This is a genomic window from Tsuneonella sediminis (assembly GCF_051912845.1).
Lineage (GTDB): Bacteria > Pseudomonadota > Alphaproteobacteria > Sphingomonadales > Sphingomonadaceae > Tsuneonella > Tsuneonella sediminis.
Genome location: NZ_JBNCBU010000001.1, coordinates 1251218 through 1266253, shown reverse-complemented (window position 1 = coordinate 1266253; position 15036 = coordinate 1251218). Strand labels below are relative to the sequence as shown.

The window sequence follows — 15036 nt, the reverse complement described above, 5'->3', positions numbered from 1 at the left end:
TCAGCCGGGTGCCGCGACCGAGGCGCGCTCGGCAAGCGACCCGTTTACCGTGGTCACTCCTTCGGGGAGCGGTTCGCCCTTCTGTGCCTGGATAATCAGATCGACCGCGCGTGAAACCGTTTCGGCGATGGGTTGATCGACCGCAGTCAGCGGGGGTTGGGTAAAATGCACCAGCGGCGTGTTGTCGAAGCTGACCAGCGACACGTCCTGCGGCACGGACAATCCCCGGGACCGGGCGTGCTCAAGCGTGGCGAGTGCCATCTGGTCGTTGCTGGCGATGATTGCGGTCGGGGGATCTGGTCGGTCGAGCAGTCGGGAAGCCGCGCGCTCGCCCGATGCGAAGCTGAAATCGCCTTCGGCCAGCAGCCCGTCGGTGGGCAACCCCGCCTCGATCATGGCGGTCTTCCATCCGTCGACCCGGCGCGCGCTCAGGCGATATTCGGAGGAACCGGCGATGAACCCGATGCGCCTGTGCCCTCGCTCGATCAGGTGGCGCGTGGCGTCCGCGGCCATCTTCCGGTCGCCCATGGTCAACAGGATGCCGGGTCCCGGGCCATGCGAGCCGATCCGAACGAAGGGAAGCTTCTGCCTGCCGAGAAACTCGACGATCCGCGGGTTGTCGGAGTGGGGCGGGGTCAGGATGATCCCGTCGGGCTGCAGCGCCGCGATCGCCGCGGCCAGCTCGCGCTCGACGTGATCGTCGTGGGTGTCGACGAGCTCGAAGATCATCCGGTAGCCGTGCTCGGCGCACTTGAGCATCCCGCCCAGCAGCATCTGGTCGACCCAGTCCGTACCTTGCCGCGCCTGCCAGTCGGCGATCGTGCGTTCCCGGTCGTTGATCGCGAGGATGAGGTACGAACGCGAGCCGCTCATCCGCTGTGCGGCGATCGACGGCACGTAGCCAAGCCTGTCGATCGAGGCCTGCACCCGCTCCTGCATTTCCGGGCGGACGCTCGGCTCCTTGTTGATCACGCGGCTGACGGTCTGGAGCGACACTCCCGCGTCGGCGGCAACGTGCTTGATGGTAACGGCCTGGCGGCGACGTGCCATTGTCAGGTGGTTCCCCAAATCATCGACACCGCACGGGTCGGCCGGCCCGCGACCGGTTGCGTCGCGGCGTTACTAGTGCCTGTGCCTCGCCAAACGCAAGGCGCGGACGGGAAATCGACGTGGTCGGTTCGGCGGGCCCGGACAGGTTGCATCCGGGCCCGCTTTCGTTGTCCGCCGTCTTCAGAAGTTGAAGCGGGCGAGGAACGTGTAGCGCCGGTCGTTCCGGAAGGCCGAGCGGATCACCCGGTTGCCGTCGAAATCGATCACCTGGCTCGTCCTTGTGACCTGGTCGAGCAGGTTGACCCCCTGCACGCCGACCTTGAGGTGCTCGTTCACCGTGTAGAACAGCGAGGCGTCGAGCTGGCCGCCCGATTCCTGCCAGATCGGCGAGAACGGGAAGATGTCGTCGCGCGGGGTGATCAGAAAGTCCGAACGCCAGTTGTAGGCGGCACGCGCGGACACCGGACCCTTCTCGTAGAACACGACCGCGTTGACGGTGTGCTCGGAGATGCCCGCCAGCGGCTGCTGCGCGGCAAACGAGCTGCGCCGTGCGCCGCCGACCTGCGTGTTGCTGAAGTCGCCGCCGTCGACGTAGGTGTAGGTTAGCTGCGTTCCGAGGCCGCTCAGCAGACCGGGCAGGAAATCGTACGTCTGCTGGTACGCGAGCTCGATGCCCTTGAGCGTTCCCGCCGACCCGTTGACCGGCCCGTTGACCTCGACGTTCAGCGTCGTGCCGCCGGGGCTGGTGTAGGGCACCAGGTCGACGCCGCCGTTGACGATGCCCTTGATGTCCTTGAGGAACGCCGACGCGGTGAGCGAGCCCACCCGGTCGAAGTACCATTCGACCGAGAAATCGTAGTTCCACGATTCGATCGGACGAACGTTGCGGTTGCCGGTGAACAACTGGAACAGCGGCCCTGTTTCCAGCGTGCCTTCCTGGCGCAGGTCGTTCGTATTGTCGCTGATCGCGCCGCCCGAGGTGAACAGCTGCAGGTCGGGACGCGAGATACCTTTCGAGACCGCCGCGCGGAAGAGCAGCCCGCCGCCGACATCGAGCTTCGCGTTGAAGCTCGGCAGCCAGTGATCGAACGTGATGTCGCGGTCGTCGATCAGGAACTCGCCGGTGAACGCCGCGGCGAACTCCTGCTGCCGCGCGGTCGAGAGGCCGCAGTAGCCCGGTCGGGTCTGGCCCGGCGGTGTCTGGTTGCACGATGCGACGATCTCGGCGACCTGCACCCTGCCGTCACGGTTACCCGCCGGACCGTTGTCGAAGAAGAAACCGTTGGGAAAGCCGATCAGGCCCGAGGTCTCGACCCGGGTCTGGACGTAGCGGACCCCGACGTTGCCGGTCAGCGTCTGGCCGCCCGCGAAATCGTGGCCGAAATCCACACGGCCGTAAGCCGACTTGGTGATTTCCCCCACGGTCGAGATTTCCGGCGGGCAGAACGGATCGCACGCAACGACCTTGCCGTCGATCTGCTGGAACGACCGCCCCCGCACGCCGAAGAACGGATTGGGGGTCGCCGAAAAGGCGTTGATGGCCTGCGCCTGGCGCTTTGATTCACCCGAGAGATACTCGCCGAGGAAATCGTCGCCGCCGAAGAAGAACGCGGCCCCGTTGGGCAGCGGGGTCGGCGAGTTGCCGCGCTGGAAGTTCCCGGCGAACGGATTGCGGACCTGGGCGAAATTCGGGAAGTCGCTGATATAGGCGCCGCCGCCGATGCCGAATTCGTTGGACGGTTGCAGCGTGCCATCGGGGTTGGTCCCGACATTGGCAAAGAATCGGCCGGGGGTGAATCCAGGTGCACCCCAATCGTAGCGGACCGTGCCAGGCGCACCCGGACGGCAGTTGGGACCCTCGCCCCACGGAAGGCAGCCCGCGCGGCCCGCCCACGGTGCCGACAGGTTGCCCCAGGTGCTGAAGGCCGTGTCGCGCGTTGTCCGGTCGCGGTCGGCCCAACGGCCGCCGATCCGCACGCTCTTGATGAAGCCGGTGTCGCTGATGTCGTACTCGGCATCGAAGCGCAGGCTGTCGAGTTCGCCCTCGTTGCGCTCGAGGCTGTCGAGCAGGAACCAGTAGTAGGTGTAAAATCCGCTGGTGAAATAGTCCGCAGGCGAACCTTGCGGCGCAAGGAACTCGACCTGCGGGGTCTTGCCGGTCACGTCGATCGCGATGTCGGCCCAGCTGTTCATCGCGCCGATGACCGAATCGCGCCTGAGGTCGGACTTGATGCGTTGCGCCTCGAAGTTGAAGCGCAGGCGATCGGTGGCCTGCCATTTCGCGTCGAACGAGAAGTCCTGGGTGACCGAGTTGGTGCCGCGCTGGAAGCGCAGCGTTTCCATCGGGATACCACCGCGGCCAAAGGGATTGGCCGCATTGTTTCCCGGGCTCTGGGTCAGCACCCCGCTCTGGAAGATGCCGTTCTCGTCGAACTGCCAGGTGCTTCCTGCACGGGGGACGGGGAAGAAGTTGTCGTCGTTGACCTGTGCAAGGATCGCGTACTCGTCGGTGAAGAACTGGGTCTCGGATCGCAGCCACTCGAACGTCATCAGGAAGTCGCCGGTGGGGTCCTCGTACTGGAGGGCGGCAGACCAGGCTTCGCGATCGCGATTGAGATCCGTCGTGCGGACGCCGGCGCCCTTGGGTGCGACCACGGTTCCAGCGGGCGGAAAGTTTGTCTCGTCAAAGTTTGGCGCACCGACGATTCCGTCCGAGGTGACCGAAACCACGCGCAAGCACCCGCTGTTGAGCGTGGACGCCCTGTAGCAGGGATCGGTTAGCTGCGTCGCGTCGGTGCGCGTCTGGAGCTTGGAAGTGGTGTAGCCGAGCTGGACGCCGATCGTCCCGCCTTCGGTCTCGAAAGTGTTCGAACCGAGGAGGGAGAAGCCACCGGTCCACTCCTTGCGAAGGTCGCCGTAGTTGGCCTCGACCGACCCCGCGAGGCTGAAGCCGCGTTTGTCGAGCGGTTTGCGGGTGACGAGATTTACCGTACCCGCGATGCCGCCGTCGATCATGTCGGCGGTCACGTTCTTGAACACCTCGACCCGGCCCAGGAGTTCCGGCGAGACGTCCTCGAAGCTCAGCGAGCGGCCGCCGTTGGCCGAGAAGATGTCGCGTCCGTTGAGTTCGGACCGCACGAACGGCAGGCCACGGATGATGACGCCCGTGCCCTCGACCGAGAAGCGGTCGGGGTCCGACGTCTTCTCGAACCGGCCGATGTTGACGCCGGGCACGCGCTGGAGCGCCTCTGCAACCGAGCGGTCGGGCAGCGCGCCGATGTCCTCGGCAGTGATCACGTCGACGAAGGTGTCGGCGTTTTCCTTGATGTTCTGCGCGTTCTGCAGCGAGGCGCGGAAGCCGGTGACGACGATGGCGTCTTCATCACTCTCGTCGGTTTCCTCGGTCGTTGCCGCGGGATCGTTTGTCGCGTCCTGCGCCCACGCGGGCTGAGCGGCCACGAGCGCAAGGCTCGACGCGGTCGAGAGAGCGAGGAGCCGGCTAGCGGCCGTGCTGGAGCGGTGACGACGAATCAAGCGATCCTCCCAAGATCAATAGCTGTCCGGCGGGATTCGCGTCCCGCTCGGCAAACTGAATATGCCATTGCGTGAACGTTCACAAGCAAATAATGAACGTTCACATTTGGCAACGCCAATAGGCCGTGCCACAGATGTGACCGAGCGGGCGAAGGGAGAGACGCGTGCAGCCGATACGCCATATCGTGATCGTCGGGGGTGGCACCGCCGGCTGGATGGCCGCCGCCGCGCTGTCGCGACTGCGCGAAGGGAACGATCTCGACATCACGCTGATCGAATCGGAGATGATCGGGACGGTCGGCGTCGGCGAGGCGACGATCCCCCCGTTCGTCGAGTTCAACCAGCTGCTCGACATCGACGAGCGCGAGATGATGGCGGCGACCCAGGCCAGCTTCAAGCTGGGCATCCAGTTCGTCAACTGGGGCAAGCAGGGCGACAGCTACATCCATCCCTTCGGCGCGTATGGGTATCCCATCGACGGGGTCGGCTTCCATCAGCACTGGCACCGGGCTCGCGCAGCGGGGGACCGCCGGCCGATCCAGGCCTTCAACATCGAGACGATGGCCGCCTTCTTCGGCAAGTTTGCCCGCACCGAGGACTACAACCGTTCGGGCGAATATCCGCCGGTGAACTACGCCTACCACATCGACGCGACGCGGTATGCGAAGTTCCTGCGGGGTTACGCCGAAGGCAAGGGTGTGGTGCGGCGCGAGGGGCGGGTTGTCGACGTTGCGCTCGACGGCGAGAGCGGTTTCGTCACCTCGGTCACGATGGACGACGGGCGAGCGGTCGAGGGCGATCTGTTCATCGACTGTTCGGGCTTTCGCGGCCTGCTGATCGAACAGGCGCTCGGCACCGGCTACGAGGACTGGCGCCATCTGCTTCCGTGCGACCGCGCGGTGGCGCTTCCCTGCGCGCGCGAGGACGGCTCGCCGCCCGCACCGTTCACTCGCGCCACAGCCCATTCGGCGGGCTGGCAATGGTGCGTGCCGCTCCAGCACCGCAACGGCAACGGCCACGTCTACTGCAGCGAATACATGGCCGACGACGAGGCGCACGACATCCTCGTCAAGAACCTTGCCGGCAAGCCGCAGGCGGAACCCAACTTCCTGCGGTTCGTCACCGGCCGGCGCAAGAAGTTCTGGAACCGGAACGTGGTTGCCCTCGGCCTTGCCGCCGGGTTCATGGAACCGCTCGAATCGACGTCGATCCATCTGATCAATACCGGCGTAAACAAGCTGATCGCGCTGCTCTCGCTCGAGGGGATCAGCCAGGCGCAGGAAGACGCGTTCAACCGCTTCACGATCAAGGAATACCTGCGCATCCGCGATTTCCTTGTCCTCCACTACAACGCCACCGCGCGCGACGATTCCGGGTTCTGGAACTACGTCCGGACGATGGAAATACCCGATTCGCTCGCCGAGAAGGTCGAGCTGTTCCGCCTCAACGGCCAGATCTTCCGCGAAGAGGACGAACTGTTTACCGAGACCAGCTGGGCCGCGGTGATGATGGGTCAGGGGATCGGGATGAAGGGCCACAATCCCATGGCCGATCGCATTTCAGCGCCCGACCTCAAGACCGAACTCGACGGGATCGAACGGTCCGTCCGCTTCGTCGTCGACCGGATGCCGTCGCACGTCGACTACCTGAAGCGCTATTGCCCCGCGCCCGACCCGGTGCCCGTCGCCGCGTAGTGCTGGACAGGCTGCCGCGCTTGCGCAACGGTGCCGCTTCGGCAGGCAGCAACGGAACGGCGATCGGGATGCGCGAAAACAACAGGATCGGGATCGAACTGGGTGACGATGGCGTCGCGCAGGTCAGGCTACTGCGTGCCGACAAGATGAACGCGCTCGACGGCGAGATGTTCGAGCGGCTGATCGAGGCCGGACAGACGCTGCACGACATGAAGGGTCTGCGCGCCGTGGTCCTCTCGGGCACGGGGCGGGCTTTCTGCGCCGGGCTCGATCTGTCCAGCTTCGGCCGCGATCGCTCCGAGGAACCGCCCTTGACCGAGCGCACCTACGGCAACGCCAACAAGGCGCAGCAGGTCGCGATGCAATGGCGCAAGCTGCCGGTGCCGGTGATCGCCGCGATCCACGGCGTGTGCTTCGGCGGCGGCCTGCAGATCGCGAGCGGGGCCGACATTCGCGTCGTCGCCCCCGACACTCGCATGGCGATCATGGAGATGCGGTGGGGCCTCGTGCCGGACATGGGAGGGTACGCGCTGTGGCGCGGGCTGATACGCGACGACGTGCTGCGCGAACTGACCTATACCAATCGCGAGTTCAGCGGCGAGGAAGCGCAGGCGATCGGCCTTGCCACTCATGTCGACCCGGATCCGCACGCCCGCGCGACCGCGATCGCCGCGACAATCGCCGATCGCAGCCCGCACGCGATCCGCGGTGCAAAGCGGCTCGCCAACGCCATGCCCGACAAGTCGACTGCCGACCTGCTCATGGACGAAAGCCTCGAGCAGCATAAACTCCTTCGCTCGAGGAACCAGATGGAAGCGGTGATGGCGGGCATGGAGAAGCGCAAGGCGCGGTACGAGGACGTTTGAAACAGTGCCCGCGCGGAAAAACAGCGCGGCGGCTGTCGCAATTTCCCAAGTAATGTATTCTGGGCTCGTCTAATCCCGCAGCGAAAGCCGTGAGGTGACATGAACGAGAGCAGTTTCTTCGCTGGCGGCCTGCCCTATCGGCGGCCGCCAGCTTCTGCCGGCCGGCCTGGTCCGCCCGATCTCGCCCGTCACGAGGACTTCCGGCTCGGAAACGCGACCGTCCGCCCTTCGGTCAGGACCGTCGCCGGCCCCGGCGGGACGACCACCATCGAGCCGCGCGTCATGCAGGTGCTGGTGGCACTGAGGGAAGCCGGCGGCAATGTGCTGACCCGCGAGGATCTCATCCGGATTTGCTGGAACGGACAGATCGTGGGCGACGACGCGGTCAACCGCGCGATATCCGAAGTACGCCGGGCCGCGCGCGAGACCGATGGCGGTTTCGGGGTCGAGACCATCCCGCGGATTGGTTACCGCCTGCTCCACGACGAGGGCGGCGAATTGCAGCCGCTCGCCCGGCAGGTATCTGCTGCGCTTCCAGCGCCCGAAACGCGGGTGTCGCGGCGCATGCTGGTGGGCGGCGGCCTGACGCTCGCGGCGGTCGCTGGCGGGGGCGCATGGCTTGCCAGCGCGCTCGCACCCGATCCGGCTGCCGCGCTTGTCGCGGACGCGCGCGCCGACCTCGAAGCGGGCACTCCCGAGGCGCACCTGCGGGCAATCGCCACGCTCGAAAAGGCTGCCCAGGCGGCGCCCGGCGACGGGAGGATCTGGGGCCTACTCGCGCTGGCGGTCGCCCTCGTCGACGAGCATGCCGTCGATCGGACGCGCTTTCCGATCGAAAAGGTCGCCACCGCTGCCGGCCGCGCGCTGCGCCTCGCGCCGGGCAACGCCGATGCCGAGGCCGCACTGGCGCTCTCGCTGCCCTACTACGGTGACTGGCTCGCCGCCGAGAAACGGTTCGACGCCATCCTCGTGCGGCATCCCGACCACCTCGCCACACTCGATTCGCGCAGTTTCTTTCTCGGTGCGGTCGGCCGGATGCGGGAATCGGCACGCGACCGCCTGGCCTTCGCGTCGCGCGGATCGTCGAACCCGAACCTGCAGTTTCGCCTGGTCTACGCGCTGTGGTTTCTCGACCGCATCGCCGAGGCCGACCGGGTCGCGACCGAGGGTTTGCAGGCTTGGCCCCGCCATCCCGGGCTGTGGTTCGCCAAGCTCTGGGTACTCGCGGGAACGGGGCGGCTCGACCGGGCGGCGGCACAGGCCGCGGATGCTGCCGGGCGGCCGCCGCTTCCACCGCCCCTGGTCGATACCCTCGGCGCCGCGCTGGCCGCTGCCCGCAGCCGCGCGCCCGGCGAAATCGAAGCAGCGGCGGGGCGGATCATCGGGGGCGTGGGGCAGTCGGTCGCCGCGGTCGTCAACGCGATCATGCTCCTCAACCTGATCGGCGCGGTCGATCGCGCGTTCGAGGTGAGCGAGGCCTATTACCTGGAACAGGGCCCCCTGATTCCGGCGATGTCGTGGCGCCCCGGACAGCCGTTCGTGCCCGACCAGCGACGGCGAAAGACGAACATGCTGTTCACGCCGATGGCCCGGCCGATGCAGCGTGACTCGCGGTTCATGCCTCTTATGGAGCGGATGGGGCTCGTCCGGTATTGGGACCAGCGCGGGGTCGCGCCCGATTTCCTCCGCGCCGCAAGGGCCTAGAACCGCGCCTCGATGCCGATACCGATCTCGCGCGGGTCGGAGGCGGACCCGAATTGCGGGTCGAACAGGTAGGTCAGTTCGAACTCGTCGAAGAGGTTGCGGGCATAGCCGAACACGCTTGCGCGGCCCAGGGTCCAGGACCCGCGCGCGTCCACGACGGTCGCCGCCGGAATCGCGAGTGCGGGGGTGTTCGCATCGTCGCTGAAATAGGCGCTGTGGTAGCGCACCGTGGCCGAGAGCCGCAGCGGCTCGACCGGGCGCCAGTCGGCCGACCCTGCGGCGCTGACGTTGGGCGAACGCTGGAATTTCTTTCCGAGGGTAGGGTCGCGCGCGAGCAGCGTTTCAATCACCCTGGTTCTCAGCAAGCCCAGGCCGCCGCGAAGCGACAGCCGCTCACCCGCGCGGAAGGAGGCCTCGAGTTCGAATCCCTGCGATCGCGCGCGCGGCGCGTTTTCGAATTCGGGCACGAACAGCGGCGGCCCATTGGGTAGCTGGATCGCGACGACCTGTTGGCGCTGCGCATCGCGTATCGCATTGTGAAAAAGGTTTGCCGCGACGAGACCGCGCCCGCCCGCGAACAAGTGGCGGGCGAAGACCTCCCGGTTCCACATCGTTTCCGCCCTGAAATCGTCCTGCGCCCGGCGCAGCAGGCTGATCGAGGTGCCGCCGGGATTGTAGGCGCGCTGGATGAGCACGCCGAAAGTGGTGCCGGGCGCGATGTCGTAGGCGAGCGAGACCTTTGGCAGCCAACTGTCGAACTGGCCGTCGTAATCGAGCGCGAGGCCCGCCGGCGGGTTGCCGACCTGCCCGGCTCGTCGCTGGCGATCGGTCTGGAACCGCAGCCCCGCTGTGATCGCCAGCGGCGATACCGGCCGCCAGGTCGCCTCGCCGAACACCCCGAGGCTCGTCTGGGTGTCGCGGAATGCACCGGAGCCGAGCCCGAGCCCGCTGATGTCGATCGTCTGCCCCTGGCGGGTTGCGATGCGATTGATCCCGCCGAGCAGCGTGAGAGGTTGGCCCGGTGCAGCCCAGCGGACGATCCCTTCGGCCGCGTAGTCATGCGAATCGACCGAGGTCTGGCCAAGGCCCGGCAGGCCGAACCGCCGGATCTGCGCATCGCCGAACGACAGCGTCACGTCCGAGGTCAGCGCCGCCCCCGCGTCGTGGTGAAGCCGAGCGGTGATCGAATCGACGTTGACCCGGTGAATACCGTTGGTGCGCTCGGCCACCGCGTCGCGCCGCAGTTCGAAGGGCCGGCGCACGGCTTCGAACTGCGGAGCTTGCGACCGGGTATGGACATAGGTTGTCTCGATCCGCGTGCCGGGAAGTGCGGCAGGGGTGATCAACAGCTTGGCGCGCAGGATGCCGTAGTCGTCGCGGTCGATGTCGGCGCCGGTGATGGCGTCCACCATCTCGCTCGCCATCCGGCCCCGGTGGAGGTCGCCGATCACTCGCAGGGCGACCTGGCCGGCCGCGATGGGGCCCGATACCATGGCCGACACCTGGCGTGTGCCGAGCCCGCCGGCGATGGCGCGCGCGCGGCCTTCCCAGTTGAAGGTCGGATCGGCGGTTTCGATGAAGATCGCGCCGGCGACCGAGTTGCGCCCCTGGGTGGTGGTTTGCGGACTGCGCCAGACCTCGATCCGGTCGAGGTCCCACAGCGGCGCGCTGCTCGCCACGTATTCGTAATAGGTGACCGGGCGGCCGTCGACCTGAACCGTTACCCGCGGGCGCGTTCCGCCGAGGAAGGCAAACAGGTTGCGCAGCACGCCGGTCGAATCCAGTCCCCGAATCGCCGCGCCCTCCTCGCCCGAACCCGCCTGGATGTTCGGCACCAGCTGGAGCGCCTGGTCGAGCCGGTCGGCGCCGGACGCCTCGATCGCCTCGTCGCTCAGGACGACCACGCTCGAGGATGTTTCGCGGATGGTGCGCGGCACCCGCTCACCGGTGACGATGATGTCCCCGGCGGGGGTTTGCCCGGGTTCGGCCGGTGCATCGGGCAGCGGGTCGCCAACCCCCATCGACGCAGCGGCAAGCAAGTCGAGCACCATCCCCGGCCCCCCGTTTATCCCGGGAGAAGATGCACCGGATCAATCGTTTGGGGAAGCGACCTGATGAACCGTGTCCCGGCGGTGCCGGTCAGCCGAAGATCGCCGCCGCCTGCATTCCGGCGAGCACTTGCTCGCCGTCGTAATTCCACAGCCGCAGTCGCTCGGACGAGTAGCCGTGGTCGGCGTGATCGCTGGCGGCCTCGGCAAGGAACCATCCGTCGCGGGTCCTCGCCGCGGGGTCGAGCAGGTTGAAGCTCCAGTTGATCGACGACAGCGGCCCCTGCCGCCGCATCGCCCGCATCGACCCCGGGGGTAGGGCGTCGCCGAGGACGATCGCCTCGACGACCGGGTCCAGCCCCTCGCGGTCCTTCAGGCGGACCCATCGGCGCACCAGCGGCTTGCCCGGCCCCTGTTCCTCCTGCGCGCGGCGAATCTCGAGGTTCGAGGTGAAATAGTTCGGATTGTTCAACCCGACGTCGTCGTTCTCCTCGGGCGGGCCGGGCCAGGGATCGGCCTTGCCCGCGGGGTGCAGCGCATTCGGCTCGCGCTCGTCGCCGAACAGCATCAGCGAAGTCAGTGCGAGCTTGCCGTCGCACGCGATGTCGCTGCGCACCTGGGTGACGTTGCGTCCCCGGCGTATCGTCGTGACCGCGAAATTCAAATTCTCGCCGACGGGCGCGACAAATCCCACCTGTGCTGCGCGAAACGGCGGGAGGTCGGGCAGCGCCTTGCGCGCGGCGACGAGCGCGAGCGCGGCCGAAGCGCCGCCGAACAACGTGCGGCCCTGCATCCAGCGCTCGGCACCAGGCAGGATTATCGGGCTATTGTCGGCGGGAACCGCGTCGACGAGAGTGGCAAAACGCATCGGGGCTGGTTGATAGCACTCCGCGCGGCCGCGTCCAGCCGCCGGCGTTGCGCGTTGCAATTGCGTACGGCGCTCGAACAATGGCGCGGGACCGCGCGCGGGCGATTGCCATGCGCCGAGCAAGGCGCTAGGGGGCCGCTTCCTCGTCCGGGCCGCGTGCCCGAGGCAGGGCGAGGCCCGATGGCGGAGTGGTTACGCAGAGGACTGCAAATCCTTGCACGCCGGTTCGATTCCGGCTCGGGCCTCCAATTCCGCCACCTTTTCGCGGATTGCGGCAACGCAATGTCGCGGCTAGGGGCGCCGGAGTGCCGCTTTAGCTCAGTTGGTAGAGCACATCATTCGTAATGATGGGGTCACAGGTTCGAGTCCTGTAAGCGGCACCACTGATTTTTCAGTCATTTAGCGCCCTAATCGAATTCTGGCGGGGGCGCTTAAATCTGGCTGTAGCAATCACCTGGCTAGCACGGGAACGATCTCCGATGGATATTGCAGCAGGAATCGGCGCGGCAACTGGCGCCATCGAGATTGCCAAGGCTATGCGTCAGGTTGGTCGCGATTATGACGCTGTCTTACTGAAGGGTCAGGTTGTGGACCTGATGGACAAACTGCTCGACGTGAAGGTCGCACTTCAGGAAGCGAAAGAGGAGGTGGACGCCAAGGATCGTACGATCCAACAGCTTCAGGAAGCCGCTCGGAAGCGCGTAAACACGGTCGAAAGGGGCGGCATGCGGTACCTCGAATCACATGTGCGAATGGGCGAGCCACAGGGAAGGCCATTCTGTTCTCGCTGTGACGAGGTAGATGGACTGCTCATCACGACGACCGACAACGGTCGGGGCGTCAAATGCCCTCAGTGCAACTCTGTTTTCGACCACACGAGGGTATTTCTGTGGGACTCCGACCCCAGCGGATGATTTGGTTTGCAACCATCGATCATCTGACTACCCGAAAGCCAGTCCTCGTAATGCTAATCCGGATGCCCGCTTTGCTTTCCGGATCGCGTCTGAGAAATTCTCGCTCGATAAGATCAATCTCATCCCGAACGCGACTGGCAGCCTGAGGCTGCCCGCATTCGAGTTCAACACGGCAAAGACGATCGACCTTTGCATTGGTCGAGTGAAGGTGCTCGCGCGCGATGCGTCGAAAGTCGCGATAATTGTGCGTGACGAGTACGAATCCGCTTTCCCGAGCAGCGGCAGCAACGACCGCATCTGCCGAGCCTGTGACCATCTCATCGCGCACCCGTCGAACGACGTGACCGCGTTCTTCGAGAACCCTCCCAACCGAATCGGGCACGTCTTCATCAGTTAGAAACGGTATCGGCGGTCTGACCGCCATTACGCGGCTTGATTCCCTTCAAAGCCGAGCGCCACGCGGATGTCTCGCGCGCTCAGAGAGGGATACTCTCGCTTAATGTCCGCCACACTAAAGCCTTCGGCCGCGAATTGCTTGATCGCTTCCACCGGGACGCGAGTTCCAGCTACTACCGGTGCGCGATGTTGTACGAATTTCGCTCTGGAGACGTGGCCTGACGACCCGCCGCGGCGGTTCATTTCAGTGAGCGCCCGGTGAGCGCTTGTCACTTCAACATCGACACCCATCTCGGCAATGTATTGCTTGCTGGTGATCTCGCGCCGGCGCCTAGTATCTGGTTCGGCGAAGACGACCTTTCTATTGTGGACCCAGAAACGAAAGCTAGTCCACCGATCATCGCCAAGATCCGATAGCGCGACAGCCACCTTTTTCAGTTCGGGCATACTCACCTCGTGAACGTTTCGCAGCTGGTGCAGGACGCGGAGGGTGACAATGTCCTTAAAGGAATAGATGCGGGAGAACGGAGCTTTGCTCGCCTGATCGGCAAAAGAGGCTGGAAGAAATCCGTTCCGATGCCAGCTACGCAACTGACCCAAGCTCACACCGGATAGCCTCTGCGCTTGCTCTGCGCTGAAAGCGCCGATCGCGCGAAAGCCTTCATCCGACATGCGCGGCTGTTTGCGGTATCGGCGAGGCCAATTCAATGACAATGTACGCGACATTTCGGCCCTAGAGCAATCGATCACCATCTCTTGCCACCCACCGTGCTTGCGTTGGTCGGCCCATAATCACGGCCGCTGAGCAGCTAGATCTTCGAGTCAACAAGATTGACCAGCACGGGTACCCGCGCACCGAACGGACCGTTGCGAGCCTCCCATTCAGCGCAAAGCGCCTCGGGATCATCGCCATCGCGCACAAGAATGCATACGACGCCGGGGAAGTTGGTCGGCCCTTCTAGTTTCCGCACGCGCCGGTCCAGCGATTCGATTCCGCGCATCAGGCCTTCCCTTCTTTCAGTATGAGCGGAGCGTCGGCGATGCACCGCAACTCTTCATCGGTCATGCCCGCCACGCCAGTCCGCGCGTAAGCAGCGAGGGCCGCGTCAATCTCCGCGACTTCCGCATCCGATAGGGCCGCCACGTCGAGGACCATCTCGCTCAAGGCTGGCTGGGCCGCCTCAAGCAGACGCACCCTTTGCTCCAGTGTCTTCACCGCTTCGCCTCCAGCGCTTCGATCCGGGCTTCAAGCTCGCTTGCCGTGACCATTGTCTTGTGCGCCGACAACAGCGCCATGACGCGCCCGGCTTCGTCCGGCGTGATCGAACCATAGGCCACCGCGGCCAACACCTCGGAGCCGGCTTCCACAGCATCGCTGGCAGATTTGATGGGCCGAAGCGGAAACGCGATCGGTGCGTCCTTCCGGGGCGGGGCAATGCGGTCGAGGCAGAGGCGTAGCGCAGGGCCATCACCCTTGAGCGCGAGCTCAATAGCCTTGCGCGTTAGGGCTTCGTGCTCGCCTTCAAGCAGGGCCTCGACCGCAAGCGTGGTCCGATGGCGGGAACCCTTGCGATTGCCGCCGAGCGAGTTACCCTGCGCAAAAGTGCCATCCGATTTGCGGCCGTCATTGTTCGGAGCCTTGCCCATCAGGCACCTTCCAGAGCAATGCCAGGAGGTGGCGCCGGGACGAGCGCAGGATTGAAAACGTCGGCATCCCGCGCGCCACCGGCAGGCGCCTTCCCCCAGCCGGGGAACGTGATGAGGACAGTTACACTCTTTTCATCGGCGTTCTGCGAGAGCGCGGCGAGCAGGCGATCTGAGGCGCGGCACCTGACCAGATCGTCTTCCGGCATGCGTTGCATCGGCGGTATCCTTTCGCCGATGTTGTGGGCCGCACTGGCGCGCAAGCGGTACTGTGCGGATTAGGCGGCCGTTGCTCCAAACACCTAGTCAGTTTCTGGT

Annotated in this window: 14 protein-coding genes and 2 tRNA genes; 6 read left to right on the top strand and 10 right to left on the bottom strand. The window is 65.6% G+C overall.

Translation table 11 applies throughout. The features are described 5' to 3' along the window. Entirely contained in the window at nt 1-1050 is a 1050-nt protein-coding gene (locus ACPV3N_RS06475; RefSeq protein WP_440115876.1) for a LacI family DNA-binding transcriptional regulator, read from the bottom strand. Nucleotides 1051-1230: 180 nt separating this feature from the next. Continuing rightward, on the bottom strand, nt 1231-4584 hold the full coding sequence (locus ACPV3N_RS06470; protein ID WP_440115874.1) for a TonB-dependent receptor: 3354 nt from the start codon (nt 4582-4584) through the stop codon (nt 1231-1233). 164 nt (nt 4585-4748) lie between these two features. Here ACPV3N_RS06470 and ACPV3N_RS06465 point away from each other — a divergent pair, with 164 nt between their 5' ends. The 3 genes from ACPV3N_RS06465 (at nt 4749) to ACPV3N_RS06455 (ending at nt 8848) form a co-directional block, all read left to right on the top strand. Beyond that, nucleotides 4749-6278: a tryptophan halogenase family protein gene (locus tag ACPV3N_RS06465; protein WP_440115872.1), complete on the top strand. Its 1530-nt coding sequence runs from the start codon at nt 4749-4751 to the stop codon at nt 6276-6278. 68 nt (nt 6279-6346) lie between these two features. After that, nucleotides 6347-7144, top strand: coding sequence for a crotonase/enoyl-CoA hydratase family protein (locus tag ACPV3N_RS06460; RefSeq protein WP_440117456.1), 798 nt, complete (start codon nt 6347-6349; stop codon nt 7142-7144). A gap of 99 nt (nt 7145-7243) precedes the next feature. Continuing rightward, nucleotides 7244-8848 (top strand): winged helix-turn-helix domain-containing protein, encoded by a 1605-nt coding sequence (locus ACPV3N_RS06455; protein ID WP_440115870.1) that lies wholly within the window; start codon nt 7244-7246, stop codon nt 8846-8848. Here ACPV3N_RS06455 and ACPV3N_RS06450 read toward each other — a convergent pair. After that, nucleotides 8845-10899, bottom strand: a complete 2055-nt coding sequence (locus ACPV3N_RS06450) for a TonB-dependent receptor (RefSeq protein ID WP_440115868.1) — start codon at nt 10897-10899, stop codon at nt 8845-8847. The genes ACPV3N_RS06455 and ACPV3N_RS06450 overlap by 4 nt on opposite strands. Before the next feature lie 88 nt (nt 10900-10987). Then, nucleotides 10988-11764, bottom strand: coding sequence for an acyl-CoA thioesterase (locus ACPV3N_RS06445; RefSeq protein WP_440115866.1), 777 nt, complete (start codon nt 11762-11764; stop codon nt 10988-10990). Between the two features lie 174 nt (nt 11765-11938). Between ACPV3N_RS06445 and ACPV3N_RS06440 the strand changes: the two genes are divergently transcribed. From ACPV3N_RS06440 to ACPV3N_RS06430, 3 genes are all read left to right on the top strand, one after another. Next, nucleotides 11939-12012 (top strand) — tRNA-Cys (locus ACPV3N_RS06440). 59 nt (nt 12013-12071) lie between these two features. Beyond that, nucleotides 12072-12147 (top strand) — tRNA-Thr (locus ACPV3N_RS06435). A 96-nt stretch (nt 12148-12243) separates the two neighbouring features. Further along, nucleotides 12244-12678 carry a hypothetical protein gene (locus ACPV3N_RS06430; RefSeq protein ID WP_440115864.1) on the top strand — a complete coding sequence of 145 codons (435 nt, stop codon included), beginning with the start codon at nt 12244-12246 and terminating at the stop codon, nt 12676-12678. Between the two features lie 19 nt (nt 12679-12697). Here the strand turns inward: ACPV3N_RS06430 and ACPV3N_RS06425 are convergent, their stop codons facing one another. From ACPV3N_RS06425 to ACPV3N_RS06400, 6 genes are all read right to left on the bottom strand, one after another. Next, nucleotides 12698-13102 (bottom strand): DUF5615 family PIN-like protein, encoded by a 405-nt coding sequence (locus tag ACPV3N_RS06425; RefSeq protein ID WP_440115862.1) that lies wholly within the window; start codon nt 13100-13102, stop codon nt 12698-12700. Next, nucleotides 13102-13746 carry a DUF433 domain-containing protein gene (locus tag ACPV3N_RS06420; RefSeq protein WP_440115860.1) on the bottom strand — a complete coding sequence of 215 codons (645 nt, stop codon included), beginning with the start codon at nt 13744-13746 and terminating at the stop codon, nt 13102-13104. The genes ACPV3N_RS06425 and ACPV3N_RS06420 overlap by 1 nt, the downstream gene beginning before the upstream one ends. A 137-nt stretch (nt 13747-13883) precedes the next feature. Further along, a complete protein-coding gene (locus ACPV3N_RS06415) occupies nt 13884-14075 on the bottom strand; it encodes a hypothetical protein (RefSeq protein ID WP_440115858.1) in 192 nt (63 codons plus the stop codon). Beyond that, nucleotides 14075-14290 (bottom strand): hypothetical protein, encoded by a 216-nt coding sequence (locus tag ACPV3N_RS06410; RefSeq protein WP_440115857.1) that lies wholly within the window; start codon nt 14288-14290, stop codon nt 14075-14077. The genes ACPV3N_RS06415 and ACPV3N_RS06410 overlap by 1 nt, the downstream gene beginning before the upstream one ends. After that, nucleotides 14287-14721 (bottom strand): hypothetical protein, encoded by a 435-nt coding sequence (locus tag ACPV3N_RS06405; RefSeq protein WP_440115855.1) that lies wholly within the window; start codon nt 14719-14721, stop codon nt 14287-14289. Before ACPV3N_RS06405 ends, ACPV3N_RS06410 begins: the two co-directional genes overlap by 4 nt. Next, nucleotides 14721-14936 (bottom strand): hypothetical protein, encoded by a 216-nt coding sequence (locus ACPV3N_RS06400; RefSeq protein ID WP_440115853.1) that lies wholly within the window; start codon nt 14934-14936, stop codon nt 14721-14723. The genes ACPV3N_RS06405 and ACPV3N_RS06400 overlap by 1 nt, the downstream gene beginning before the upstream one ends. Between the last annotated feature and the right edge of the window lie 100 nt (nt 14937-15036).